Source organism: Dickeya sp. ws52 (assembly GCF_007210685.1).
Taxonomy (GTDB): domain Bacteria; phylum Pseudomonadota; class Gammaproteobacteria; order Enterobacterales; family Enterobacteriaceae; genus Dickeya; species Dickeya chrysanthemi.
On the sequence record NZ_SZVX01000001.1, the window covers coordinates 234,998 to 261,191 of the forward strand.

Here is a 26,194-nt window from a genome sequence, read left to right on the forward strand (position 1 = left end):
CTCCTCCCGTCGATTATCATGAGGAAAAATGATGATCATGACCGGCAGACTGCACCTTCCAGTAACGGGAAGGTCAAGCGTTTTATCCCATAGCTGACGGCCATCCATGACGGCAATTCCCTCTCAAACCGGCCTGACGCGTTTTAATACTCTTTTCGCCCCAACCAGCGCTCTTTCAAAATACTGCCGTGAATGCCGATATCCAGTAGCGGACGCGGTGGAATGAAGTTAGGTTTTCCCAGCGCCTGCATATCGGCAATCAACGGGTTATCGACGCCGGTCGCCAGATCCGCCAGCGTACTGCCGGCAATGGTCTGTTTGGAAATGCCGGCACCGTTGCATCCCACCGCGGCATACAGATTATCGCCATAACGCCCCCAGCCGGGTGCTCCGTTACGGGTCACGCTGATCATGCCGGACCAGGTATGAGCGACCGGTACATCGGCCAGTTGCGGAAAACGGGACAGAAAGATCGCCTGATGTCGCCGCGTAATCTCCGCGGTGTAGCGTGTCGTGACAGTGTAACCAGGCACGTAGGCCACATGCTGGCGAATCAGGAAGCGATGATCACGGGTATAGCGTAACGTTGCCCCCGCAATGGCGTTGGCTGGCGTCATCCCCCACTCGCCAATCTGGCCGATGCGCTGTTGTTGTTCTGCCGTCAGCGGTTCGGTGAGGGTGGCAAATGTCGACAACCCCACCACCTGACGGGAAAACATCGGCAATTGCCGGGCGCAGCCGTTGGTCGCCACCATCACCTGCCGGGCCTGTACCTCGCCATAAGGCGTACGCACCCGCACCGCGCGGCCGGGTTGAATCTCCAGCGCCGGCGAACGTTCATACAGCGTCACATTATCCGGCAGACTATCCGCCAGCCCCCGCACCAACGCCGCCGGGTTGAGCAAGACACAATTAGGCGTATGGATCGCCGCATGGTAATAAGGGGTTCCCAATTGGCGGGCTAACGTCTCACCCTGTAGCAACTGGTACGGCTCCGATAATGCCTGTAATTCATGGGCGTACTGTTCCAGCAATCCCCCTAGTTCGGGTCGGACAATACAGTGATACTTGCCGCGTCGATTCCAGTCGCATTCAATGGCATGACGAGCAATCAACGCTTCCAGTTGCGCCAGCCCGGCGTGCAATAAGCGGCGATAGTTGGCGGCCTTTTCCAGTTCCGCGGTAGAGCTACCGATATTGTGCGGCAAGTCGATGGCGAAACCGGAATTACGCGCGGACGCGCTGTCGTCGATGTCCACGGCATCCACCACCACCACCTGCTCATGCGGGCGGTTTTCCGCTATTCGGCGGGCGAACGCCAGCCCGGCGTAACCCGCGCCAATCACCAGCCAATCCGCCTTGATCGTCTGGCGCAACGACGGCTTCGCTACTCGCGGCGACAACAACGCCGACCAGCCATTGGTATTGGCATCCAGAGGTAATGCATTGATGTTCAATTTATTCGTCCTGATACATTTCGCCATAAAAATCGGGCTGTCTCACACAGCCCGAAAGGTTTGTTATCAACATTATACCGCCCCGACGGCGGCGTGCGTCACTCAGAAATCAACGATAACGGTCGTTCCTGGATCTGTGCCCACATAGACCCCACCCATATCCTTCAGATCCTGCACGGTTATCTTCGCTTTGGCCTCATAGCTGACCGTACCGCCGGACTCCACCCGTTCCAGACGCAGCTTGCTGGCGACAATATCCTTTAAGGCTCCCCATGAGGAGGTCCAAATCCGAGTGGCGGTATAGTCCGCGTTATTGCCCCCCACATGCGCTTTCAGGGACTGCCCTTCACCGGCGCCGAGCCCCATGACATCGCACACTTCCACATAAGCCACCGCCTTGCCGCCCAGGATGAACTCCCGCTCGGCTCCTACCTTCGATTTAGCCGTCGTTCCCGGCATCGCCGTGATCACCTGCGGAGACGCATAATCCTTTATGCTGAACCCCAGCAAAGGCTCGCTAGGATAAGGGCTGGCAACACCAGCGGTATTCAGGAACGCGGTCAGTTTATCCATGCAGGTTTTCACCGCCAGCTCGACTTTCAGCTTGGTTTCATTGCTCTTGATGATTCGGATATCTTTGCCATTCACGCTATCTATCGGCGCGCCGTCAGGGTATTTCATGTTGTACCATTCCGACGCCATGCTACCGGCATAATGCGGTAACCACTGCAACCGGTTATAGACTACTTTGCGACCGCTGTTCAGCATATTCCAGGTTGCCAGAAAGCACTTCGCACGGTTGCTGCTAATCTCTTTATCCGGCGTATCCAAATAAGGAACCAACGCCTCGCCCGGCTCCACATCGACAATCAGGTAAAGATCGCGGGCTTCGTCGGCCGCATTCTGGGGACGATTATTCAGCAACATAGCTTTGTGCAAACCAAACGCTCGCAGCAACCCATAGGGTATGGTTTTCAACCGACTCTCCCGCAATGACAATTTGCCTTTCACTTTCGATAAATCTGCGTCGGCGGGCGCGACGGCATCGTCCAGTTTCCGATGCTCCCGGTTCATCAACCAGGCGCTGCAATCAATGGCAAAACGGATTTTTACCGTTCCTTTTCCCTGCGCCTCTAGCTCTTTGATCAGGTTCGCCGCCCCGGTGGTGATAGCCCAATCATTCATCAAGGGTGAATTCAGGTGAAGATGGATCAGCCATTCGACATTCTGAAATCTCACCGCATCCGACGTCGCGGCGTCACTCAACGTCTTCGCCCACGCCTTCATGGTCGCCAGCCCGCTCATCAGTTGGTTGGAAATGATCAGAATCGTGCCGATGGCTTTGCCTGCGGAAATCGCATTGTGACCAAATCGTTTCGTTTCATGCGTTTGTAGCAGAATGCCCGACTTGTTCAGGGCGTTATACCCTTCGGCGTTCGGGTTGTTGGTCATCACGTAATTGCTGATGTTCTTAACGTAATTTGACACTACCGCGTCATCCGCCAGCGGTGCCAGTTTATAGGGTGTCAGTCTGTCTACCATGTTCATCTCCATGAGTCTGCACATCGGAATAGCATTGCCAGCGCAGTGAGGAACAGCGATCGCCGCACCATCACCACGCTGACGCCCACAGAGAAATTACGTAACGCAGGCCGGGATGACTCGGCGAAACGCCGCGCCTGCCAAGGGGAAAATCGCATTCGGATGAAAACACGGCAGGCGCAGACGAAAATGCCGCACCGGCGAAGAGATGGGAATCGTGAGGGACAATGCGCCACACCCGACGGTATGGCGCATTATTATGCACAGGAGCATTATGCCGAAGAGAGTGGCGCCAGGAGATTACGCCGTCGGTAGGTTCTCTTTCGTTTCGCTGCCAAATCCGCGCAGCCCCACCACGTGCACATGCTCGTGGTTCTGGAACACTTTTCGCACCAGCTTGTAGGTGGTGCCTTTTTCCGGGCTGATGTTCTCCGGCGCCGCGATAATCAACTGCATTTCCAGCCGTTCGCACAGCTCGAACAAGGTAGCGATAGACTTGGCATCCAGACGCGCCGCTTCATCAAGGAACAGCAGACGGCACGGCGAGATATCTTTGCCGCGCAAGCGACGGGACTCTTCTTCCCAGCTCTGCACCACCATCACCAGAATCGACATCCCGGTCCCGATGGCTTCACCGGTGGACAATGCCCCGCTCTCGGCGCGCAACCAGCCGTCGGCGCCACGGTTGACTTCCACTTCCATCTCCAGATAGTTGCGGTAATCCAGCAGCTCTTCACCGATGGTTTGCGGCGTACGTTGCCCCATGTCGATTTCCGGGTTCAGGCGCTGATACAGCTTCGCCAGCGCTTCGGAGAAGGTCAGGCGAGTGCTGTTGAACAGGTCCTGATGCAGTTCCTGCTGCTCCGACAACACATTCAGCAGCGTGGTATGGGTTTCGCGCACATTGACATTCAGCCGCACACTCTTCACCTGACCGAACGCCACCGCCTGTAGCCCCTGGTTGAGCATACGAATGCGGTTCTGCTCGCGCTGAATGGTCTTGCGGATAATGTTCGCCACGCTGCGGGAACTGATCGCCAGCGTCTTCTCGCGGGCGGTCAGCTCTTCGGTCAGCCGGTTCAGTTCGATCTCCATCTGTTCGATGGCTTCCACCGGGTCATCGGTACGGATGATATCCTGACGGATACGCTCACGCAGATGCTGGTACACCGCAATGTAGAACTGCACTTTGCGCTCCGGCCGTTTCGGATCTTCCGACATACGCAGCACATCGCGCAGGTGTTCGTTATCCGCCACCGCCTGACGCAACGCCCCCAGCGCCTTATCCGACATGGATCGCAGATCATCGCCGCTCATGTACGCCAGCTCACGGCGATGCAAGCGACGCTCGACGCCGTTATCTTTCACCAGCCGCATCACCGCGCACCAACCCGCTTTGGCGGTCACCACCTGCTCGCGCATCACGTGGTAATCACGCTCCAGCTTACGCAGTTTTTTCTGCAGGCCGTCCATTTCCGCTTCACAGAAGGTAATCTGTTTTTCCAGTTGATTGCGGCGGGAACGGTTGGCGCTCAACGCAGCGTGTAGCTCATCACGACGCGCCCGGGCACGCACTTCGGCATCGGCGTCGGCACGTACGCCGATATCCGACAGCTCTTGCGTCAGTTCCTTGAGCATGTCGCGTTTCGCGTCGTAAGAGCTCTTCAGCGACGCCTGCAACTGGCTGTATTGGGTCAGTTGCGCCTGCTGTTGGCGAAGCTGCTCGCGGGCGCGGGTACGCTCCTGCTCCGCCTGCTCCAGCCGCTGGCGCAGTTTATCGTTGAGATCGGCATTCGCGTTCAACATGCCCGCCGAGTCGGTATAACTGAAATGTGCGCGGCGCTGTACCACTTCGGTCAGGGCAAACGCCTGCTGTTTGGCCGTGCGTTGCGCCGCCTGCGCCTGGGCATAATCTTCGCGCATCTGTTCATGCTGTTGCGGGTCGTTCTGTAACACCGTCGCCAGCGGTTCCAGTTTCGCCAGCGAAGCGCCGTGCTGCTGTATAAAACGCGCCGCGTCTTCGGCTTCGTCCAGCTCTTCGCGCAGCTCTTCCACCCGATCGACCAGCGCGTCGTCGCACAGCAGGCTGATGCGCGGGATCAGGCGATTCAACATGCCGACCTGCTCTTTGGCTTGCTCGTACTGCTGGCGCTGCTGCTGATTTTCGTTATCGAAATTACTGATGGCGCGCTCCAGCTCGCCGCGCCGACTACCGATCTGGCGGATTTCCGCTTCCGGGTCTGCGTCAAACGCCACCGCTAAGTGGCTGCCGATAAAGCGGCTGAATGCCTGATGCAACCGCTGGATCTTCTGTACATCAAACGACAGTGTGGCGTACTGCTCGGCCAATTGCTCGCGCTCTTCGCGCAAACTCTCCAGGCGCTGCTCGCGGGCGGCACGGCCAAACAGCGGCACTTCCGGGAAGCGGGAATAGCGCCACTGCCGATCGGCGATTTTCACCACCACCGCTTTTTCCAGCTCTTCCACTTCGAACACGCTATCGTCGAACGATTGCGGGTCCCCTTCGATCAGGTAGAGATCTTCCGGACAATCCTCCAGACCGGCCAGTTGCTCACGCACCAGCGACAGATCCGCCACCACGATGGCGTGACGCGCCGGGCCGTATAACGCGGAGAAGTACGGCGCGTCATCCAGCGTGACGTCGTCATAGATTTCGGATAACAGCACCCCGCCAAACCGTTCGGCCAGCGCGTTAAGCCTAGGGTCTTCGGAGCCGCCCGGCTGGCTCAGGCGTTCAATCTGCGCATCCACCTGCTGTTTGCGCACCGCCACGCTATCGCGCTCCACCGTGGTTTCACGTTCGCGCTCCAGCAACTGCTGCATGAATTCAGTAACTTGCTGGCTGTCGACAAAGTGTTCGCCGCTCTGCTCGCCCAACTGAGTCAGGGATTCCTGCGCCGCCAGCCATACCGGCGCGCGGGTGGTCAACTGCGCGATACGCTGTTGGATCTGCTCCAGTTCCTGACGCAGCGCCAGCCGGTGCTCGCCGGCTTCCGACACACGGACGGACAGGTCTTCGATACGGGCTTCCAGTTCCTGTTGCAGGTCGTCGAGATCTTCCGGCTGGTAATCCTGACCGCTGCGTTTGACGAATTCCTGCAATAAACGCTCGGCATCCTGCTGCTCGCGTCGGCGTTGTTCCAGCTCCGACAACCGCATACGCAGCGGCTGCACCTGCTCGGCCAGATAGCGCTGAGAAGAGCTATCGCGCAGCAGGTCTCGGGCCACGTCCCAGGCTTCGCTGCGGCTGACGGCGCCGGCGATACGGCACACCAACTGGTACGCGTGCTCGAACTGGCTGTTGGCGGCATCCGCCACGCTCAGTTTCTGCTCCAGCATCAATAACAGTTCGGTGGCTTCCTGTTCTTTGGCCTGGAAACTGTCGAGCCATTCATCGGCGTTGTCCGGCGTCAGCTCCGGCACCTGACACAGGCTACGGGCGCGCTCCAGCGCCTGCTGCGCCTGATTGTACTGAATAGCGCGCGTCTGCTGCACATCCAGCGCCTGCTGGTAGTCGGCCAACTGGCTCTTCAGTTCATCCACTTCCTGCTCGGCGGCGTCAGCGCGGGCTTCATTCTCTTCCAGTTGATCGCGCGCCTCTTCCACCACCTCGTTTTGCTCTTCCAGCCGATAGCTCAGCTCTTCCAGGTCGGCGTTGTAACGCTCGATCTTCTCCTGCTGGCGCATCGCGGTCTGCACCAGATTGAGGTGATCGCTGGCGGCCTGATAATCGGTTTCCAGATCGCTTTCGGCACCGCTTTGCTCTTGCAGTTCACGCGCCATTTCCACATGGCGGTTTTGCTCGGTAATCAACTGCTTACGGCTGGCAAACAGCTCGCGACGCAGCGCCAGCGCGCCGTCGAGATGTATACGCCGTTCATTGGCGTGGCGCATGTAATCCGCCGCCACGTACGAGGTGGCCTCGGAGATCAGATGCTTGAACAGGTCGCGGTCGGACTGGGTAACGCGGATCGCTTCCAGCGTCATGCGGTTTTCGCGCAGTGCGGCTTCCATATCCTGGAAAGCTTTGCGCACGCCGCTATTTTCCGGCAGCAAATAATCGCGCAGAGACCGGGTAATGGCGCTGGAAATCCCGCCGTACAGCGAGGCTTCGATCAGGCGATAAAACTTACTGCGGTCCGACGCCGAACGCAGGCGTCTGGGCACGACGCCCAGATCAAACATCAACGAATGGTAATCGGTAATGGAGTTGAACTGCTTGAACTGAACGCCTTCGTACTCGTCGAGCCGGTCTTTTACTTCCTGCAACGACAGGACGCGCGCCTGACGCTCGCCCACCGTCTGGGTGAGAATCTGCGTCGGCGAGACGGCGACCGGCAATCCCTGAATAGTGAAAGGTTTAATGTCGACCTTGCGATCGCGCCCGGCGACCTGCTGCAAACGCACCCCGACCAGCACACGCTGGTGACGGGAGTTGACCACATCCAGCACCGAGTAACACACACCGGCACGCAGCTTACCGTGCAACCCTTTATCGCGGGAACCACTGGTGGCGCCGGCTTCCGTGGTGTTACGGAAGTGCAGTAATGTCAAATCCGGGATCAGCGCGGTGATAAACGCCGCCATAGTGGTGGATTTCCCGGCGCCGTTGCCCCCGGACAGGGTGGTAACCAGTTCGTCCAGATCAAAGGTGCGGGCAAAGAAACCGTTCCAGTTAACCAGCGTCAGTGAGCGAAATTTACCGCGTTCAATCATTCCTGTTCATCCTCAGCGCGTTGTTCATCACCGGAAGCGTTATCGCCGGCACCGTCGCCATCATCGCTATCGTCCAGCGACAGGCTGCCGTCTATCGGCATGGCTTCGCCGTCGCGAATCATCCGCAATTGCGCTTCGCGCGGGTCGTCGCCGCTGCGCACATCGGCGCCAAAGCGGAACACCGCCTCGGTAATGCGGAATTTACTGCTGTCGGCACCCATGAAATAAATCATGCCGAGGCGACGTAACCGGTTAAGCGACGTACGCACTTTTTCCTGCAGTTTCTGCCGGTCAAGGTCAGAACCGGTGGAACGCTGGTTCACCAGTTTCAGCAACTTATTTTCATCCGCCAGACTCAACAACTCCTCATACAACTCCTGCTGGCTGAAAATGCCTTCATGCGCCAACCGTTCGGGACTGAGGTAGAGGTAACAGAGAATTTTGCCCACCATCATGTCCAGTTCGGACAGCACCGAACGCGAGATCAATGTGGTAGAACGCGGACGCAGGTAGAAAAACCCTTCCGGCGCGCGAATTAATTCTACGTTGTAACGGCCGTAGAACTGTTCCAGCTCATCCTGAAAATCCATCAGGAAAACGTGATTTTCCAGCTCTTCCACGCCGATGTGACGGCCGGAGCGCAGCTGGCTGTCCAGCGCCGGAAACAAGGTGTTGGACAGCGCGGTCATCAGCCGCGCGGAAACCTGTTGATCAATATTTGTCGATGACATGGGCCTGCACCTTGGCTCCGTAATCATTGATTACCTGCCACAGCGCAGGCAATCCGGTAAAATCAGCTTCGGCCACGCCCAGGCGAACCGCCTGGTCGACCACGATTCGGGCAACGTCGAAATGCTGCGAGCGCGGGTACTGTTTCAGGTATTCCCGCACGACATCCCCCAGATTAAGCGGTATTTGTTGCTGTTTGTATTTCTGCAACGCCTGTTCGATCAGGGCGGCGATCTGCTCGCGAATTTCACTGAAGGCTTCATACTCCAGGTCCGGCGGCAACTCGCCGGTGACTTCCTCGGAGCGCAACGCCAACTCTTCATCACGCATATCCAGCAGGCGATCGGCGTTGGCGTAAGTCAGCGCCCAAGGCGCATCGAAATAGCTTTGAACCGACTGGCGCAAACGCTGGGCAAACACGCGATTTTTATCCATGTCGATGGCGGTACGGATAAATTTGTGTACATGGCGGTCATAGCCGATCCACAGATCGATGCTCTGCTGGCCCCAACTGATAATGCGGTCAAGCTTACCTTGCAGGTCAAAAACCAGATTATCGACAAACGCCAGTTCTGCGTGGCCGAGCGTCGCATCCTGAATGCGCAGCAGGCTGGTTTGCAGTTTGTCGCCCGCCGCTTCCAGCGTATCCTGTAGTTCGCGCAGGGTGTCGGAGGTTTCAGTCAGCAGTTTTTCACAGTTGGAGATCGCCGCACGCCAGTCCTGATTGAGCAACCCGGCAATACTTTCTTTCACTCCCTGCTGTTGCTCATCCATCACCCGCTGCGACAAGTCAATACTGTCGAAAATTTCCGCCACCGAATACTTGAGCGGCGCAAACACGTTGCGGTGCCAGTGGAACTCATCGCCCCCTTCTTCCGCCGCCTCCGCCGCACGTCCCAATTCCTGCGCCACGATCGACAACTGCATCGACAAGCGCAGCGCGGAAAACTCACGCTGGCGAATGTAATAATCGGTAATGCCGATACCCAGCGGCGTCAAACGGTAAATTGCGTTGCCGTCCGCCAGTTCGCTGGTAAAACGGTTGATCAGACGTTGACGCACCAAATCGTTGATCGCATTGTTGGCGCGCACCGGAATGGTTTCGTTGGTCTGCTCAAAACCTTTACTGACGTGACGAAAGGCATCCACCAGTTCCCCTTCGCTCATTTCGCCGTCCATTCGTTCGCCATTCAGGGTGGCGATGGCCAGCAGAAACGCCAGACGCTCGGTGGGCAGCGTAATAGCGAAGTCATTCTTTCTCGCCCAGGCAACCAGTTCGGGTACGGTCTGGGAAAAATCACTCATAATGCATCCTTCATAGGGGGCTTATGCGCCATAACATGCTTGTGCGCCATGACATGAATGTAACGCCCCAGGCTGATAAAGGGCTCCTGCCGACAATAACGCTGTTCCAGCGCCAGCAGCAGGTCAAAATCGTCGATCTGTTGTTGCTTGTTTTGCAGGTAGTCATGAAATACCCGTATGCCGGTCTTGCCGCTCAGTTGCAGCCCCAGAGCCTCCAGCCACTGATAAACCTGCGGCGGGTCCAGCGGGTGATCCGGCGACAGCGAACGACGTTTACGTTTGGGCATACCGGCTTCCACATAACCGAAATTGCCCAGCACCATGTTGCGCATCACCAGCGCCTGATGGTTGTAGAACATCAGCGACAACGCGCCGCCCGGCGCCAGACAATCGCTCAACGCCTGCAACGCCTGCTGCGGCTGCGCCACCCACTCCAGTACGGCGTGAAACAGCACCAGGTCCACCGGTTGCGACAGATGCTCGCCGATATCCTGTGCCGCACAGCGTACAAATTGCATGTTATCAGCCACGCCCTGTTCACATGCCGCCTCACGGGCGCGCGCAATCATCTCATCGGACAGATCGCACAACAAGACCTGGTGCCCCAACGCCGCCAGCCGACGCGACATCGGCCCTTCGCCGCCGCCCGCATCCAGAATACGCAGCGGTCGTGGCGGCAGGCGCGTCAGCAGGGTTTCCAAATCCTGCCACAATACCGCCTGACGCAGCCGCCCCTTGGTGGTGCCATAAATGTTGCGGGCAAATTTATCAGCGATATCGTTAAAATTACGATCCTGCATTTCACGGTTCTGCATGATGGGTGACGGTACGACCTAAACGGCTGGTTTTTCTCTGAACCTGCCATTCTGTCACAGGCTGGCCTAGAATAAATGCTCTGAACACCCGAATTTCGCCCGTATGGCGTTTTTTCATTCAAAAGGGACGCTATTTTATGCTGTTCGCCGTCAAAAAATACATCGGCAGCCTGTTATTGCCGCTGCCGTTGTTGATGCTGGTCATGGGCCTGGCCCTCGCCTTGTTATGGTTTTCCCGCTGGCAAAAAACTGCCCGGGCCTTATTGACGGGAGGATGGCTGGCCCTGCTGTTACTGAGCCTGCAACCCGTGGCCGATAAGCTGCTGTTGCCGCTGGAATCCCATTACCCAACCTGGACGCCGGAGTTCCCAAAAGTGAATTATATCGTGGTGCTGGGGGGCGGATATACCTTCAATCCGGACTGGCCCCCCAGCGCTAATTTGATCAATAACAGCCTCGCCCGCGTCACCGAAGGCATCCGGCTATGGCGCGCAAACCCCGGCGCTAAGCTTATCTTCACCGGTGCCGCCGCACGGAGCAATCCCGTTACCAGCGCCAGCACTTCTGCACGCGTCGCCGAGAGTTTAGGGGTTCCGGCACAGGATATCCTGCTGGTGGATCAGGCCCGCGATACCGAAGAAGAAGCGGCGGGTACGGAAGCGCTGATCGGCAAACAGCCGTTCCTGCTGGTGACCTCGGCCAGCCACCTGCCGCGCGCGATTCGCTTTTTCCAGGCGCGCGGCCTGCACCCGATTCCGGCTCCTGCCAATCAGTTAGCGATGACCTCGCCGCTGAATCCATGGGAACGGGTATTTCCATCCGCACTTTACCTGTCGCACAGCGAGCGAGCCTGGTATGAAGGGCTCGGTTTGATTTGGCAACAAATGAAAGGCGTCACCCCGCCGGAATCCTGACACCTGCATACGGGCGATCGGCGATCGCCCGTATGGCTGATTACTCAAGCCAGGGCAGCAGTTCGCGGGTTGCGGTGTCAAACAAGGGGCGATCCAACTGGCCGGTGTGGATGTAACGAGAAACCGCCGCCCACAGAATGTACAGCCAGCGGCGGCAAACGAAAGATTCGGCCAACGGCGCCTGTTTCAGATAATGGTAAAACAGCTGTTCCGGCATACCCGGCTCTTCGCACAAACGAAACAGATCGTATTCTCGCGGCGCCCACAACATCATGCCGGGATTGATCATCGCCAGCAGTTGGTCGCTGCGGGGGTCTTTCAGCATACTGCGTAAGGTCAGATTGCCGTGTACCAATACGCAACTGTCGTCGAAATCGGCAAACAGCACCGGCAAACTCTGCCGGGAACGGTACAGCACCGTGCGATCCTGCGGTGTCAGTTGCGTCGCATTGACATTCATCAGCGTAGCCCAGAGCACCTCCAGACGCTGACGATACCAATTCGGCCAGCTGTTATCCTGTGTGCTGTCCACCGTACCGACGCAACCGTGACTGTCGATACGGTGCCAGGCCAGCATACTTTCGACAATCTGATCCATCAGCAACGCCCAACGTTGAGGCGAACGGGACGGCGCCTCTACCGATACGCCACGCAAACGCTCAATGAGCAACAGCTCCTTATACGGCACCTGGTGGGTCATCACCATCCCGTATACGGTCGGTAGCCGGACTTCGCCTTCACGAGACAACATGCTCAGCTTATAGGCTTCCTGGCTGGCAACACCCTGACAAATATAACTTTTCGCCAGCAATGGCATAGCATTGCCCGCGTGATCATACAACGCATACAAGTGCGCATAGGGCTGTTCACTGATACGTTCAAGACGACTGAGCGATTCACCCAATACCGTACTTAACTCAGCTTTTAATTGTTCCATAGGCAACAGATCTCGCAGTTGCAGATACGCATCTGCACGTATCATGCGAGCAGCCCACAACAATTTCTTCAATGCAGATCAAAGAAAACGGGATATATGCCGGTAGAAACGGTTAACGACCAGCGGAATTCCGCACGGGGAGACAAACACGCGACTACAACAATCACCACCTCCCGAGGAGGTGGTTTAAAGCTGACAACAAAAATGCCCGCAATAGCGGGCATAGGTAATAAATAGGTATAGGTAACAGCGCTAACGGCATCGCATCACTGAGTATTGCCTCAGAGGGCTCGCCGTCTCGCCGCTTATTTCAGCTCAAACGCCCCGAGATCCGGCGCGGCGCCTTTATAGGCGATCTTGACGTCACCGCCTTTATCAATCATCCAGCTGTCTGACGCCAGACGCAGATGTTTCAGCACCGGCAGGCTGCCGTCGGCTTGACGTGCCGCATCCCAGCCCGTGGTCGATACGCTTTGGAACTCAGCATTTGAGAGCGCATTGCTGAAATTCCAGGAGTTGTAACGCATGTTAGCGCCGTCGGTATACGTCAACGACTGCGACTTCGCGGCGAAAGAGATGTTGTTGCGCAGGGTGCCCAGCGCGACAGCATTACCGTTTGCGTCGATGCCTCGCATACTGTAATTGACGGCATTACTGAACGACGTATTGTTAAAGAAGTCATTGGCGACAGGGTGATGGTTGGCATAGAAACCCGCGGCTTTATTCAGGAACGCCACCGAGTTGCGCACGATATGCTTCGGTGCGTTGCTCACGTATTTAGCGCCGTAGCCACCGGCTTTGAAACCATTACCGTTGCCTGCCGCCAGCGACGTCGTCGTCCCAGGCAGATAACCGTGAGACCAGGCCCAGGAGTTCTCAATCGTTACCGCGGAATAGGCATTGATCAGGTCAAAACCGTCATCCGAGTTGGACCAGGCGCGGCAACCGCTGAAAACGTTACCCGGCATATTGGCGGCGATATGCGCCCCAAAACCGTCGCCGCTCTGACCGGCGCCGTTGGAAGTCAGCGGATCATAGTTATGGTGTGAATCGGTATTGAGAACAACGTTGCCGGCGCCATTCTGTAAAAACAGCCCTGTGCCCATGATATGGTGAATATCGAGTTGCTCGAACCGATTGTTACTGCCCTTGATCCATACGCCCCAGGATTCATGGTTCTTGTTGTTATTTTGCGGCACCCCTTTGATTTCCAGCCCTCTGACGGTTACCCAGTCTGCAACGACGTTAAATCCTTTAACGCGGCAGTCATCTTTCATCTGACTGAAATCAAACACTGGCTTTTCGCCGGTATAAGCGACGTACTCGATACGATTGCCGGAAGTACCGCTCTTATTCAACGTAATCGCGTTCACGACGTCCGTCTGACTGGCACAACTATTTAGCCCGGCGGTAAAGGTATAGGTGCCGCCACGGACCCACAGGCGATCACCGGGGGAGAGAGTTTGCTGCGCGCGGGCGAAGGATTTCCAGGGAGCGCTTTTGCTGCCGTTGGCGGAGTCGCTGCCATTCGGCGCCAAATAGTATTCAGCAGCCAGACTCTGTGCTGCCGTCCCAGCAAGTACACATCCAATTATTGCGGGTAGAAATTTTTTATTCACGTTCATGTTGTTACTCCATCCTTAAGTAAAAAATCAATGCATTCTTTGCCAAATCAATGCATTTATTGCCATGGCGTAAATGCCGCCTAATAATAAGTCATGGTTAACGTTTATGCATCTGTAACACTGATTTTATTATTCCAACGCATTCATTTATTAAAATGCGAAATAACAATAGCGATATGTTATTAAAGATTCGTTGATTATAATAATAACGATAATACGCAGGATAAAAAAAGCGTATGCGCCTGCAGCACATACGCTCATAAGAAAATGAATAATGTCCGCCGTCAGTTTGCTGTCATCGCTGCCCTGACGCGAGCCAGATCTTCTGGCGTATCCACCCCGACACTGGGGACTTCTTTAGCTACCGCCACATGAATTTTCTCGCCATACCAAAGCACACGCAGTTGCTCCAGCATCTCGATTTTCTCCAATTGGCTGGGCGCCCAACCGACATAGCGCCGAATAAATCCGGCACGGTAGGCATAAATACCGATATGCCGCAGGAAATGGTCGCCAATGCTGTCTCGGGATTCGGCGAAACGGTCACGCTCCCACGGAATAGTCGCACGAGAGAAATAAAGCGCATAACCTTCGGCGTCCGTTACCACTTTCACTGCATTCGGGTTAAACGCTTCCTCACATGTCGTGATCGGTACTGCCAGCGTCGCCATACCGGCACGGCTGCCAGCCAGATTCTCCGCCACCTGGCGAATGATCACCGGCGGGATCAACGGCTCATCGCCTTGTACGTTGACGATGATTTCATCATCGGTAAAACCGTAACGATCGATGACTTCTGCCAGACGCTCGGTACCGGAATTATGGTTTGGGCTGGTCAAACAGACTTCGCCCCCCGCCTGCTCGACGGCACGTGCGACATCGGCGTTATCGGTCGCCACGACTACGCGACCGGCACCGGATTCGCGGGCGCGTTCCATCACGTGTATCACCATCGGTTTGCCGTGAATATCCGCCAGCGGCTTACCCGGTAACCGGGTCGAAGCATAGCGAGCAGGAATAATTGCAGTAAACGTCATTGTGCGATCTCATCCGGTGCCAGTGTACGGGCTTCATGTTCCAACAGGACAGGAATGCCATCACGCACCGGGTAAGCCAACCCGTCGACTTTGCAAATCAACTCCTGTTTTTCTTTGTCAAAAATCAACCGCCCGTTACACACCGGACACGCCACGATTTCAAGCAAACGATGATCCATGCTTCCTCCCATCAAGAAGCGATTATCAAAAAGAGCCGGTCACCCGGTTTCCGTCTGACGCGATACGCGATGCGTATCTATCAGGTGCGTCAGACGCTGTAGCAGTAACGCCGATTCCGGCGCGGATAATACGGCGTCAACCGGCAGATACCACCAGTTGGCGCGTGCAAAAGCGCGACATTTCACCGCGTCTTTTTCCGTCATGATCAGCGGTTGCTGGTCGCTGCTGGTCAATGAGTGCAACGCTTCCGGCTGCCAATGCTGATGATCGGTAAAGGGCACCTCGCGCACCAACGTACCGCCCATCGCTTTTACTGTCGCAAAGAAGCGCGGCGGATGGCCGATCCCGGCCATAGCAACCAACGGCGGCAACGCAGCTACCGCCTGGCGTTCCCCAGTCAGCAGATTAACCGCCTCCCCAGCCGTAAGCTGCATGGCAATCTCACCGCCTTTAGCCTCACCGCCATTCACAATCACCGCATCAACCGACTGCAAGCGTGAAACCCGCTCCCGCATAGGCCCGGCCGGCAACCACCAGCCATTGCCGAAGCGACGAACGCCATCCACCACCACCAGTTCCATATCCCGCGCCAACGCATAATGCTGCAAACCGTCATCGGTCACGATCACATCCAGCGGCTGGAATGCCAGCAATGCTTCTACCGCCTCACGTCGTTTGGGCGACACCGCAACAGGCGCGCCGGTACGCTGATAAATCAACACCGGCTCATCGCCGGCCTGCGCTGTCGCGACCTCATCGGTGATTCGCAGCGGGTACTGTTCCGCTTTACCGCCATAACCACGCGACACTACGCCGACACGGTAACCGCGCTGTTGCAGTTGCTCCACCAGCCAGATCACCACCGGTGTTTTGCCATTACCGCCGGCGGTCAAGTTTCCGACAACCACGACCGGAACAGGTGCACGCCATACCTTACGCCAGCCGTTGCGATAACTAAGCCGAATAACATGGCTAATCAACCCATAGAGCAACGACAGCGGCAGCAACAGCAGATACAGCGGGGAACGCCCCGACCAGATGCGCTCAATCATGCGCCAAACTGCAATTTGTGTAACTGGGCATAGGCACCGTTCCGAGCCAGCAATTCATCATGCTGGCCACGTTCGATAATTTGCCCATCTTCTACCACCAGAATTTCATCTGCCTTCTCAATCGTCGACAGACGGTGGGCAATCACCAATGCGGTGCGGTTTTTCTGCAACTCGTCCAGCGCGGCCTGAATGGCCCGCTCCGATTCGGTATCCAACGCGGATGTTGCTTCATCCAAAACCAGAATAGGACAATCTCGTAGCAGCGCTCGGGCAATAGCGATACGCTGACGTTGACCGCCGGAGAGTAAAACGCCGTTCTCGCCGATCACCGTATCCAGACCGTGCTCCAGTTTGCCGATGAAATCCATCGCATGAGCCATTTGGGCCGCACGTTCAATATCCTCACGGCTGTAGCGTTCGCCGCAGGCATACGCGATATTGTTGGCAATGGTATCGTTGAACAAGTGAACATTCTGAGACACCAACGCCACCTGGCTGCGTAATGACGGTAGTGTGTAGTCACGCAGATCGTGCCCGTCCAACAGAATCTCACCGGACTGAATATCGTAAAAACGCGTAATCAGATTGGCGATAGTCGACTTGCCCGACCCGGAGCGACCCACCAGCGCCACGGTTTTCCCCGGTGGAATATGCAGGCTGATATTTTTCAATGCCAGCGTCTCTTTACCCGGATAAGCAAAGTTGACATTACGGAACTCGATATTGCCTTTCGCCTGCGCCAGAACACGTGTACCGGTATCTTTTTCCTGCTCCATGTCCAGGATGGTAAACAGGGTTTGGCAAGCAGCCATACCGCGCTGGAACTGAGCATTAACGTTAGTAAGCGATTTCAGCGGGCGCATCAGCGTAAACATGGAAGAAAACACCACCGTGATGGTGCCGGCGGTCAGGGTTTCCATCACCGACGGAAAACTGGCGGCGTATAACACGAATGCCAGCGCCAGAGAGGCAATCAACTGAACTATCGGATCAGAAATGGAGGACGCCGATACCATCTTCATCCCCTGCTGGCGCATACGATTGCTGACGGCGTCGAAACGTTCTACTTCGACGGTCTGACCGCCAAAAATCAGTACTTCTTTGTGTCCTTTCAACATCTGCTCGGCGCTGGTCGTCACCTGCCCCATGGTGTTCTGCATATTTTTGCTGATACTGCGAAAACGCTTCGACACCACCCGCATACTGTAAGAAACGATAGGAGCAATCAGGACCAGAATCAGCGATAACTGCCAGCTGTACCAAAACATCAGCACAAATAGCCCTATGATGGAGGCACCTTCCCGCACCACAGTCACCAACGCGTTTGACGACGAAGCCGCCACCTGCTCGGAATCATAAGTAATACGCGACAGCAGCGTACCGGTAGATTGCTGATCAAAGAAAGAAACCGGCATTCCCATGATGTGGCTGAACAGACGCCGACGCATGTTCATGACCACTTTGCCCGATACCCAAGCCACACAATAACTGGAAACATAACTGGAAATACCGCGCATAATCATCAGCCCGATAATGGCCAACGGCATCCACACCAGTACACTGCGGTCAGCCTTGCCGAACCCGTCATCCAGCAGCGGCTTAAGCAGGGACAGCATCAGCGTATCACCAGCGGCGTTGACGACCAACGCCACCGCCGCGACGGCCAACCCGGTTTTATAAGGGGAGATCATCGGCCAAAGGCGACGAAACGTCTGCCATGTGGAGAGATCTTTATCATTAATCATGCAATAAACCTGAGCCTTTGATAAATAGCCGTCTATTATTACTCATTATCCCGGTTAGCGCCAAACCACTGATGATACCAGCGAGGTGATATTTCACCCCGGTAGCGCAACATTTCAATGCCTTCGTCGAAAAAACGCACACTCAGTTGCCCGCCGACGGCTGTATCGTGCCAGCGATAGCCCATCTGCCGGTAACGCCGTACCACACTCACTGCCGGCAAGCGCCACGGATTGTATCGTGAGTTGGATGACAACACCGCTTGTGCATCCACCGCACGTAAAAACGGCGGTGATGACGACGTAGTGCTGCCATGATGCGGCACTTGTAGAATATCCGCCGCCAACTTATCTCGTTGAGTGCGCAGCAGCATAGCTTCATCTTCGCGCTCTAAATCGCCCGTCAGCAATACCCGATAGCGGCCATCATCCACCCGCACCACACAGGAATCATTATTGCCGGCTTCCCGAACCTGCACCGGCGGCCAAATCACGCTGAATGTCAATCCTTGCCAGCGCCACTGGTTCCCTTGTACGCAAGGTCGATGATCCGGTTCAAGCAACGGGCTGTATATCGGCACAGATGAAAGCGCACCTTGCAACGCCTTCACCCCACCACGGTGATCCAGATGGCTGTGGCTAAGAATGATGCCCTCCAACTGTAGTCCTCGCCACTTAAGATAAGGCAGGATTTCACGCTCGGCGCTGTTGCCGCCATCCCAGCCGGGTCCGGTATCATACAGCCAGGCTTTACCTTGCCGTTCAATCACCACAGCCAGCCCATGCCCGACATCCAGCATGTCAACTCGCCACAACGGTACCGGCGGTTTTGGCCGCAACGCCGCCATCAGTATCAGCGCCAGCAGGCTGAACGGATACGTCCGCCACCAGGCGAAGCGCCAGACAATCACCGCCAGCCACCCCGCCACACTGTAAGGCACGATGTGTTCACCCAGTGATAGCCAACCCGCCGGCATGGCCTGCAACGGCAGGAAAACCAGTGCCAGCGAACGATCAGCCAGCCACCAGAGTACTTGCGCTATCCCCGGAACCACCATCAATGGTAACGCCAGTAGAATCAGCGGGGTGGTAACGAATGAGACCAGCGGCACCGCCCATAGGTTGGCAGGCAATGAACTCAGGCTAACGCCATGAAATAGCAAGACCTGCAATGGCATCAGCAATAGTGTGACGCCTATTTGCATGTGTAGCCCGCGCAACCATCCCCAACGCCAGGAATGCTGCAAATGCAGTGGCAGCGGAGCCCACTGATACCAGAAAATCAGAGCGGCGACCGCCAGCGCAGAAAGCCAGAAACTGTCTGAAAGAACGCTCAACGGATCGCTGACCAGAATTAATCCCACACACCACAACCACACTTGCCATGCTGATACCGACAAGCCACGCAACCTTAGTAGCGTCCAGCATGACAACGCCAATGCAGCCCTGACCGCCGGAGGGTTACCACCGGCCAGCCAGACGTATCCCCAGGCGCAATACAAGCCGCACCATAAGGGAGCGCGGTGTTCTACCCAGTGAACCGGCAGCAGATACTGCGCTGCACGCACAATACTCCAGCCAAATAATGCCGCCAGTACGATGTGCAGCCCCGATATCGCCATCAGATGCATGATCCCTGTCTGCCGAAGCACATCGAGAATGTCATCGTCAATCATGTTCATCTCCCCAACCGCCAGCGCCAGTATGATGGCGCGCCACGGCAGCAGGAGAGTTTGTTGTTCGGCCTGATTAACCAGACGCTGACGCCATCCACACTCGGGCGCCACGCTCTCTGCGGACAATATTCGCCCGGTCAACGGTTGTGCTTTAGCCAGTGCCCAGCGCTGGCGATCGAAACCGCCTTCATTCAATCGGCTATGCACCGGACGCAACCGTAACCTAACGCTCCACTGTTGTCCGCCGCACCAGTCCGCCATCTGCGGCAACGCATCCAGCCGGGCGTAGAGCGGCGGAAATACCCAGCGATCGTTGATCTGCCATAAACGCACTACCACCTGATCGGCATCCGCTTGTGCAAAGCGAACGCTACTGACACTGACCCTTGCGGTCAGCGGCCGCTGGGTAAACTGCTCCACCTGGTGGAGTATTTCCCGGCCGTTGTAGAGACTCCAAATCACGCCAATCGTCACCAGACCAAGCGGATAAAATCGCGTCTTAAGCAGCAACACGGCAGGGAGGCCCCATATCAGCACAGGCAGCGTCGGCAAATCCGGCAATATCAGCAACAACAACGGGCCGACGATGAGCGCTGTCGCCAGTTGGTTCAATGAAATTCTGATGGTATGTCCCTTACCCGTTTTTCGCCGGATTTCCGGCAGTCGTTCAATCTGGGCGCAGTGTGCCAGCGTACAGTCCTGGTCGATAGGCAGGAATTCGCGTTCCTGAACCCGCTACGCAAACAACCGCAACGGTTGCAGTCGCTTGCAACAATGATGCGAGATGGTATGAAAGCGGTAAAAGCCCGCCCGCTCTTGCCTTGACAACCAGAAGCGGTTCGTTGAATGGTATGTCGCAGGTCATGCCTGACAGTGATGCTTCATCGCTATGCAAAAACTTCATCGTTATGCAAAAAGAGGTATGCCACTGACTATTGGCAAAAAGCGAAAGGGAATATTGGCACATGGCAGATAAAAACGTGATTCTCATCATCAGCGTATTGGCGTTGTCAGCCTGCTCGACGTCGTCACGGGACGAACCGACCGATACCGAGTTCCTGCATGTGGCGCGCGCCGCCAACGAGTGCACTACCGATTTACTGACGCAGGTAAAGCATCTCGATGGGAAATATCACGTAATGGCACGGTATTACGTCAAAAATCAGACTATCAACACCGTCGGCGGCGGCAAGATCATCGACACGCAGGTGCGGGCAATCCCCGCCATCAACGCAGACGCGCTGGATAAAGGCCAGACCGGCAGCGCCTGGCGCGACTGCATGATGCAGAAAAAGGCGCTGGCGCCGGAAATCGTGATGAGCCAGTCGTAGGCGGCTGGAATCATCAGCCCGCCCCAAAAAGCATCAGGGCCGGAAACCGGCCCTGAGCGTCAGTGAAATTATTTCGCCTCCACCGGCGGTTTGATTTCACCCATTTCTTTGATTTTGCGAGACAGCTCACGGCGCTCTTTTGACAGCTCCGCATTTTTGATGATGTATTCATCAACACGGTCTTCATAATCGCTACGCATGTTGGCGATAATGTTCTGAATGTCTTCAATCGACATACCCGGTTTAATGTACTCGCTCAGGTTATCCAGCAGCAGTACACGCTTCTGGTTATCACGGATTTTCTTTTCGTTGTCTGTGATTTCACGCTGTAGTTTATTCTTACGACGGAACATACGCACGAATTCCAGCACATCCTGGAAACATGGCTTAGTATTACCCTTCTCCATTTTTCTACCCTTACTTAACGATTAAGATTCGTCCTGCGGAAACCGCCCTGTATTAACCATACAGGTTAGCCGCTATCGTCGACAAGGTGGTTTCCCCACATCGCCGATGCAATCGTTGCCTTTATGTGCACCCTATCACTCCCTTGCGCTGATTGCATCTGACTCGATTCAACACGCCATGACATCAACGATGTCGACTTTAGTCAGACGGCAGGATGGTTTACCATGACGACCTTGTGTTGTCCGTCACCCTTTTTACTGAAAGACTGATTAAGTTGCCTTTAGACTGGCGAGACGTTCCGCATAGCGCTGATGCCCGTTAACACTGACGGTGACAACCATGCGTCACGACAGTATGAGTGATATCCAGTACTTGCCGTCGTCAGGCTGAACAGAGAGATACCGTGCAAAATCAACACACCGAACCCACTTTTTTCATCCACGATTATGAAACCTTTGGCAAGCACCCGGCCAAAGACCGTCCGGCGCAGTTCGCCGGTGTCCGCACCGATTTGAATTTTAACGTGATTGGCGAGCCGGTCGTTATCTACTGTCAGCCAGCCGACGATTATTTGCCCGATCCGCAAGCGGTGATGATTACCGGCATTACGCCACAAATCGCACAGAGCCGGGGGATACGCGAAACGGAATTCGCCCGCCATATCCACGAAGCGTTCAGTGTGCCGGGCACCTGTATCATGGGCTACAACAATATTCGTTTTGACGATGAAGTTAGCCGTAATCTGTTTTACCGCAACTTCATCGACCCTTATGCCTACAGTTGGCAAAACGGTAACTCGCGCTGGGACTTACTGGATATGCTGCGAGCGTGCTATGCCTTACGTCCAGACGGCATTGTCTGGCCTGAAAACGACGACGGCTTCCCAAGCTTCAGGCTCGAACATCTGACGCGCGCCAACGGCGTTGAACATACTCAGGCACACGATGCCATGTCTGATGTCTATGCCACTATTGCGATGGCGCGTCTGCTTAAACAGGCACAACCCAAATTGTTCGATTATCTCTACGGGTTGCGCAACAAAAACAAAGTCAGCGCGTTAATCGATATCCCGCAAATGAAGCCGCTGGTGCATGTTTCCGGTATGTTTGGCGCAGCCCGTGGCAATACCAGTTGGATTGTTCCGCTGGCCTGGCACCCGGATAACCGTAACGCCGTCATTGTCTGCGATCTGGCGGGGGATATTCAGCCATTACTGTCGCTGGATGCTGATGAACTGCGCACGCGGTTGTACACTCGCCGTGATTTGTTGGCGGAAGATGAATCCCCAGTGCCGATCAAACTGGTACATATCAATAAATGCCCGGTGCTGGCGCCGGCCAGTACACTGCGTCCGGAAGATGCGGAACGGCTGGGGATCGACCGTCAGCATTGTCTGAATAATCTGCAATTATTGCGTCAAAATAGCAGCGTAAGAGAGAAAGTGGTGGCGCTGTTTGCCGATGCTCCACCGTTTGAGGCGGCGAAAGATGTCGACCTGCAATTGTATGATGGTTTTTTCAGTGACGCCGACCGCGCCGCAATGGCGATTATCCGTAAAACCGATGCTCAGCATCTTCCTGCGCTGAATCTTCAGTTTGCCGACCGCCGGGTGGAGGAATTACTGTTTCGCTATCGCGCCCGCAATTTCCCCGGCACTCTGGATGAACAAGAGCAGCAACGCTGGCTGGCGCATCGTCGGGCCATGTTTACCACTGAGCGGGTACAGGATTACTTTGATACCTTGAATCAGCTTTATCAGCTTCACGATGGTGACGAAAAGAAAGCAGCGTTGCTGAAAGCGCTGTTTGCCTATGCTCAGCAACTGCTGACGTGATATTCCCGCCTGCGCGGCGGCGCGTTGCCATCGGGTAGGCAACGCCCCGATCGATAAACCGTTCGGGGGTGCAAAAAAACAGGCTCTCATGGAATCATGGGAGCCTGTCAATAACGTTACGTTTATCGCGGTATATCGTCCGGTTAGTTACGCCAGATCTTCGTTGTACTGCGGCACGGGTTGACTGAAACGACGCGTCACAATAGCCAGATAGAGCAAACCAATCGCCGCCCACACCAGCCCCAACGTCATGGACGTTTTTTCCAGATTTAACCACAGCGCGCCAACGGTCAGTGCGCCCATCACCGGCAGAATCAGATAATTTACCGTGTCTTTCAGCGTCTTGTTGCGGCGCTCACGAATATAGAACTGAGAAATCACCGACAAATTCACAAACGTGAACGCGACCAGCGCACCGAAGTTGATCAGCGCGGTTGCCGTTACCAGATCGAACGACACGGCAGAGAGCGCAATCACGCCAACCAGCAATACGTTCAACGCCGGTGTACGCCAGCGCGGGTGTACATAGCCGAAGAAACGCTCCGGGAATACTCCGTCTCGGCCCATCACGTACATCAAGCGGGATACGCCGGCATGTGCAGCCATGCCGGAAGCCAGCACAGTGACACAGGAGAAAATCAGAATGCCGAACTGAAACGCTTTACCGGCCACATACAGCATGATTTCGGGCTGTGACGCATCCGGGTGTTGAAAACGCGAGATATCCGGAAAATAAAGTTGCAGGAAGTAAGACACCACCACGAAAATCACGCCACCGAGCAGTGCCGTCAGGAAAATCGCTTTCGGAATCACACGGCCGGCGTCTTTGGTTTCTTCAGACAACGAACTGATGCCGTCGAATCCCAGGAATGAAAAGCACAAAATCGTCGCGCCGGTAATCATCGGCACCACTTGCGCATTATCAGACCAGAACGGGCGGCTACTCGCCAACGTACCGGCGCCTTCACCGTGAGACACACCGTAAATCACCATGCTGGTAATCACCACCATCACGCCAACCTGCAACACCACAATCAGGCTGTTGAAATTAGCGACGGTTTTGATACCGCGCAAATTCGATAACGTCATGAATCCCACCAGCAGAACCACAAAGATCCAGGATGGAATACCGGGAATCAACGTTTCAAAATAGATTTTCGCCAGCAGGATATTGATCATCGGCATAAACAGGTAGTCCAGCAACGATGACCACCCCACCATGAAACCGACTGTCGGGCTGATGGCTTTCTGGGCATAGGTATAAGCTGACCCGGCGGATGGGAAGCGGCGCACCAACTTACCATAGCTGAGCGCAGTAAACAGAATGGCGATCAATGCAAACGCATAAGCCGTGGCGACATGCCCATCCGTCAGCCCGGAAACGATACCGAATGTATCGAACAGCGTCATCGGTTGCATATACGCCAGCCCCATCATCACTACCGGGACCAACGTCAGGGTCTTACGCAGTTGCACACGTGATGTGGTCACCGTGGAATCAGTTGTCATGACGCAAACCTCCTTTATCGACAGTCGCCATCAACCATGAATGCACCGCCGACGACAACGTCATCGTTTGGTGTTTCAAGTAACGGGATGTGGACGAGCGCGCAATGTCGCTGTAACCGAGGTAAGCGTAGCGAGCAGCCGACATGCCGCTCATGACAAAGCCTGCCGAAGCGGCATCTGTGCCGCTGCATTGACAGCGCCAGCCGGCGGGCACCGGCTCCAAAACAACTGATTGCCCCATTGTCTATCTCTATTCACTCTGTGCAGCCCGCGGCTGCGTATTGACTGATATCTATCCGGAGCCATAAACAGCGCCGGCCTCTTGATGAAATACAAAAAAATAACCGACGCGGTAACTGTGCGTCGGTTTTTCAGGGCGCGTATTTTGCCCCAGCCCGCAATCAGAGACAAGACCTGTGAAGCCGATCGCGTACGACTTGCACGACTGCCGCCGGCCTGGGGTCAATCAATCGATTCAACGCAGGCGTTTGCGCTTCTCGTTCTGGTCTAATTCCAGTTCGGTAATCACCTGCTGTAGCCCACGCTCCTGCGCAGCATTCAATTGCGGAAATTTAAAGCTCAAGCGTTCGATCTGTTTTACCCGGCCTTTGCTGTCCACGACTTTTGTGGTGGCATGAGTAACGAACTCTAAATCCAGGCAGAACTGCCCGTAGCTGGCAAGATCAACATCGACGTTTTTCAGCGTCATTCCCGGCTCAAAAAGACCAACCCTGGATTGATCGTCGGTATACATGCACAAGCCGCCCAGCGATAAATCCTTCAGGTTAAATTCAAAGTAGCTGTTATCAGGCAACTCGCCCCGGCAGATCATCGGGGGCCAGGCTGGAGAGTTAATACGGAAAAAATTACGACGCTGAATATAGTAAAGTACGTCGGGTACAGCCGCACAAAATGCCGGTAAATCGTCATGTTCGACCATGCGGATAATCGTGGACCGGAATTCAACCTTCGCACCAGCCGTTTCCGCCGCGAACGCAAGCTCGCCGGCAAACAGCGCACGACTGTTCTCACGCTCCAGTGCCCCAAGGTCAAACAGGAACTCGCCCTCGTCCGAATCAACCTCAAGGATCTTACTGATGAACTGACCGTGTGTGTGATACACCATTACTGCGGCGTCTTGTCTTTGCAGTCCGCGCAAGGTGGCGCAAATCGCCATTTTGTTACGCCTGGCGTACTGCTCTTTCATATTGTCATCCACTACATCCATCCCCACCGTCAATTGAATGGTTAATCCGTTATTCAGTGTCCCAGAACCCTCTGGATACGACATGGCACTAGTATCGACAGTGATGCCGTCAACTTTAGTGTTTTATCAATTCATTAGCTCATACGTTGTACATTCG

Annotated in this window: 21 protein-coding genes; 4 read left to right on the forward strand and 17 right to left on the reverse strand. The window is 55.5% G+C overall.

The annotated features are described in order from the left end of the window. Positions 1 to 143: 143 nt before the first annotated feature. The 6 genes from FDP13_RS01075 to cmoM form a co-directional block, all read right to left on the reverse strand. Positions 144 to 1,457 carry an FAD-binding oxidoreductase gene (locus FDP13_RS01075; protein ID WP_143838256.1) on the reverse strand — a complete coding sequence of 438 codons (1,314 nt, stop codon included), beginning with the start codon at positions 1,455 to 1,457 and terminating at the stop codon, positions 144 to 146. Positions 1,458 to 1,559: 102 nt separating this feature from the next. After that, the gene (locus FDP13_RS01080; RefSeq protein WP_012770005.1) at positions 1,560 to 2,999 is read right to left on the reverse strand and encodes a hypothetical protein; all 1,440 of its coding nucleotides are present in this window, start codon (positions 2,997 to 2,999) and stop codon (positions 1,560 to 1,562) included. A gap of 300 nt (positions 3,000 to 3,299) precedes the next feature. After that, positions 3,300 to 7,736 (reverse strand): chromosome partition protein MukB, encoded by a 4,437-nt coding sequence (gene mukB, locus FDP13_RS01085; RefSeq protein ID WP_143838260.1) that lies wholly within the window; start codon positions 7,734 to 7,736, stop codon positions 3,300 to 3,302. After that, a complete protein-coding gene (gene mukE, locus FDP13_RS01090; protein WP_033575647.1) occupies positions 7,733 to 8,467 on the reverse strand; it encodes a chromosome partition protein MukE in 735 nt (244 codons plus the stop codon). The genes mukB and mukE overlap by 4 nt, the downstream gene beginning before the upstream one ends. After that, entirely contained in the window at positions 8,448 to 9,770 is a 1,323-nt protein-coding gene (gene mukF / locus FDP13_RS01095; RefSeq protein WP_012770008.1) for a chromosome partition protein MukF, read from the reverse strand. Before mukF ends, mukE begins: the two co-directional genes overlap by 20 nt. Next, positions 9,767 to 10,570, reverse strand: a complete 804-nt coding sequence (gene cmoM / locus FDP13_RS01100; protein ID WP_143838262.1) for a tRNA uridine 5-oxyacetic acid(34) methyltransferase CmoM — start codon at positions 10,568 to 10,570, stop codon at positions 9,767 to 9,769. Before cmoM ends, mukF begins: the two co-directional genes overlap by 4 nt. 152 nt (positions 10,571 to 10,722) lie before the next feature. Here cmoM and elyC point away from each other — a divergent pair, with 152 nt between their 5' ends. After that, a complete protein-coding gene (gene elyC, locus FDP13_RS01105) occupies positions 10,723 to 11,499 on the forward strand; it encodes an envelope biogenesis factor ElyC (protein ID WP_012770010.1) in 777 nt (258 codons plus the stop codon). Between the two features lie 40 nt (positions 11,500 to 11,539). On the opposite strand, the gene FDP13_RS01110 is transcribed toward elyC, so the two are convergent. From FDP13_RS01110 to FDP13_RS01140, 7 genes are all read right to left on the reverse strand, one after another. Beyond that, complete coding sequence (locus FDP13_RS01110) at positions 11,540 to 12,436, reverse strand: YcbJ family phosphotransferase (protein WP_143838385.1); 897 nt, start codon at positions 12,434 to 12,436, stop codon at positions 11,540 to 11,542. Between the two features lie 305 nt (positions 12,437 to 12,741). Next, complete coding sequence (gene pelN, locus FDP13_RS01115) at positions 12,742 to 14,061, reverse strand: pectate lyase PelN (RefSeq protein ID WP_012770012.1); 1,320 nt, start codon at positions 14,059 to 14,061, stop codon at positions 12,742 to 12,744. A gap of 284 nt (positions 14,062 to 14,345) precedes the next feature. Continuing rightward, on the reverse strand, positions 14,346 to 15,098 hold the full coding sequence (kdsB, locus tag FDP13_RS01120) for a 3-deoxy-manno-octulosonate cytidylyltransferase (protein WP_033575644.1): 753 nt from the start codon (positions 15,096 to 15,098) through the stop codon (positions 14,346 to 14,348). Beyond that, a complete protein-coding gene (locus FDP13_RS01125) occupies positions 15,095 to 15,277 on the reverse strand; it encodes a Trm112 family protein (RefSeq protein WP_012770014.1) in 183 nt (60 codons plus the stop codon). Before FDP13_RS01125 ends, kdsB begins: the two co-directional genes overlap by 4 nt. 39 nt (positions 15,278 to 15,316) lie before the next feature. Next, a complete protein-coding gene (lpxK, locus tag FDP13_RS01130; RefSeq protein ID WP_033575643.1) occupies positions 15,317 to 16,330 on the reverse strand; it encodes a tetraacyldisaccharide 4'-kinase in 1,014 nt (337 codons plus the stop codon). After that, positions 16,327 to 18,075 carry a lipid A ABC transporter ATP-binding protein/permease MsbA gene (msbA, locus tag FDP13_RS01135; protein ID WP_012770016.1) on the reverse strand — a complete coding sequence of 583 codons (1,749 nt, stop codon included), beginning with the start codon at positions 18,073 to 18,075 and terminating at the stop codon, positions 16,327 to 16,329. Before msbA ends, lpxK begins: the two co-directional genes overlap by 4 nt. 38 nt (positions 18,076 to 18,113) lie before the next feature. Continuing rightward, positions 18,114 to 20,366 (reverse strand): ComEC family protein, encoded by a 2,253-nt coding sequence (locus FDP13_RS01140; RefSeq protein ID WP_143838264.1) that lies wholly within the window; start codon positions 20,364 to 20,366, stop codon positions 18,114 to 18,116. A 9-nt stretch (positions 20,367 to 20,375) separates the two neighbouring features. On the opposite strand from FDP13_RS01140, the gene FDP13_RS01145 reads away from it, so the two are divergent. Continuing rightward, positions 20,376 to 20,573: a hypothetical protein gene (locus FDP13_RS01145; protein WP_143838266.1), complete on the forward strand. Its 198-nt coding sequence runs from the start codon at positions 20,376 to 20,378 to the stop codon at positions 20,571 to 20,573. Positions 20,574 to 20,713: 140 nt separating this feature from the next. Then, positions 20,714 to 21,079: a hypothetical protein gene (locus FDP13_RS01150; RefSeq protein ID WP_143838268.1), complete on the forward strand. Its 366-nt coding sequence runs from the start codon at positions 20,714 to 20,716 to the stop codon at positions 21,077 to 21,079. A 68-nt stretch (positions 21,080 to 21,147) separates the two neighbouring features. On the opposite strand, the gene FDP13_RS01155 is transcribed toward FDP13_RS01150, so the two are convergent. Further along, a complete protein-coding gene (locus FDP13_RS01155) occupies positions 21,148 to 21,486 on the reverse strand; it encodes a DUF496 family protein (protein WP_012770019.1) in 339 nt (112 codons plus the stop codon). Positions 21,487 to 21,890: 404 nt separating this feature from the next. On the opposite strand from FDP13_RS01155, the gene sbcB reads away from it, so the two are divergent. Further along, entirely contained in the window at positions 21,891 to 23,321 is a 1,431-nt protein-coding gene (gene sbcB, locus FDP13_RS01160) for an exodeoxyribonuclease I (protein WP_143838270.1), read from the forward strand. Positions 23,322 to 23,468: 147 nt separating this feature from the next. Here sbcB and FDP13_RS01165 read toward each other — a convergent pair whose 3' ends face one another. From FDP13_RS01165 to FDP13_RS01175, 3 genes are all read right to left on the reverse strand, one after another. Further along, positions 23,469 to 24,830 (reverse strand): APC family permease, encoded by a 1,362-nt coding sequence (locus FDP13_RS01165; protein ID WP_012770021.1) that lies wholly within the window; start codon positions 24,828 to 24,830, stop codon positions 23,469 to 23,471. Next, positions 24,820 to 25,071 (reverse strand): hypothetical protein, encoded by a 252-nt coding sequence (locus tag FDP13_RS01170; protein WP_038927014.1) that lies wholly within the window; start codon positions 25,069 to 25,071, stop codon positions 24,820 to 24,822. The genes FDP13_RS01165 and FDP13_RS01170 overlap by 11 nt, the downstream gene beginning before the upstream one ends. Positions 25,072 to 25,305: 234 nt before the next feature. Further along, positions 25,306 to 26,058, reverse strand: coding sequence for a flagellar brake protein (locus FDP13_RS01175; RefSeq protein ID WP_012770023.1), 753 nt, complete (start codon positions 26,056 to 26,058; stop codon positions 25,306 to 25,308). Positions 26,059 to 26,194: the final 136 nt, after the last annotated feature.

Coding starts and splice junctions, on each gene's coding strand:
- FDP13_RS01080 (WP_012770005.1), bottom strand. CDS start 2,999: ATGGTAGACAGACTGACACCCTATAAACTGGCACCGCTGGCGGATGAC.
- mukB (WP_143838260.1), bottom strand. CDS start 7,736: ATGATTGAACGCGGTAAATTTCGCTCACTGACGCTGGTTAACTGGAAC.
- mukE (WP_033575647.1), bottom strand. CDS start 8,467: ATGTCATCGACAAATATTGATCAACAGGTTTCCGCGCGGCTGATGACC.
- mukF (WP_012770008.1), bottom strand. CDS start 9,770: ATGAGTGATTTTTCCCAGACCGTACCCGAACTGGTTGCCTGGGCGAGA.
- cmoM (WP_143838262.1), bottom strand. CDS start 10,570: ATGCAGGATCGTAATTTTAACGATATCGCTGATAAATTTGCCCGCAAC.
- elyC (WP_012770010.1), top strand. CDS start 10,723: ATGCTGTTCGCCGTCAAAAAATACATCGGCAGCCTGTTATTGCCGCTG.
- FDP13_RS01110 (WP_143838385.1), bottom strand. CDS start 12,436: ATGGAACAATTAAAAGCTGAGTTAAGTACGGTATTGGGTGAATCGCTC.
- pelN (WP_012770012.1), bottom strand. CDS start 14,061: ATGAACGTGAATAAAAAATTTCTACCCGCAATAATTGGATGTGTACTT.
- kdsB (WP_033575644.1), bottom strand. CDS start 15,098: ATGACGTTTACTGCAATTATTCCTGCTCGCTATGCTTCGACCCGGTTA.
- FDP13_RS01125 (WP_012770014.1), bottom strand. CDS start 15,277: ATGGATCATCGTTTGCTTGAAATCGTGGCGTGTCCGGTGTGTAACGGG.
- lpxK (WP_033575643.1), bottom strand. CDS start 16,330: ATGATTGAGCGCATCTGGTCGGGGCGTTCCCCGCTGTATCTGCTGTTG.
- msbA (WP_012770016.1), bottom strand. CDS start 18,075: ATGATTAATGATAAAGATCTCTCCACATGGCAGACGTTTCGTCGCCTT.
- FDP13_RS01145 (WP_143838266.1), top strand. CDS start 20,376: ATGTCCCTTACCCGTTTTTCGCCGGATTTCCGGCAGTCGTTCAATCTG.
- FDP13_RS01150 (WP_143838268.1), top strand. CDS start 20,714: ATGGCAGATAAAAACGTGATTCTCATCATCAGCGTATTGGCGTTGTCA.
- FDP13_RS01155 (WP_012770019.1), bottom strand. CDS start 21,486: ATGGAGAAGGGTAATACTAAGCCATGTTTCCAGGATGTGCTGGAATTC.
- FDP13_RS01165 (WP_012770021.1), bottom strand. CDS start 24,830: ATGACAACTGATTCCACGGTGACCACATCACGTGTGCAACTGCGTAAG.
- FDP13_RS01170 (WP_038927014.1), bottom strand. CDS start 25,071: ATGGGGCAATCAGTTGTTTTGGAGCCGGTGCCCGCCGGCTGGCGCTGT.
- FDP13_RS01175 (WP_012770023.1), bottom strand. CDS start 26,058: ATGGATGTAGTGGATGACAATATGAAAGAGCAGTACGCCAGGCGTAAC.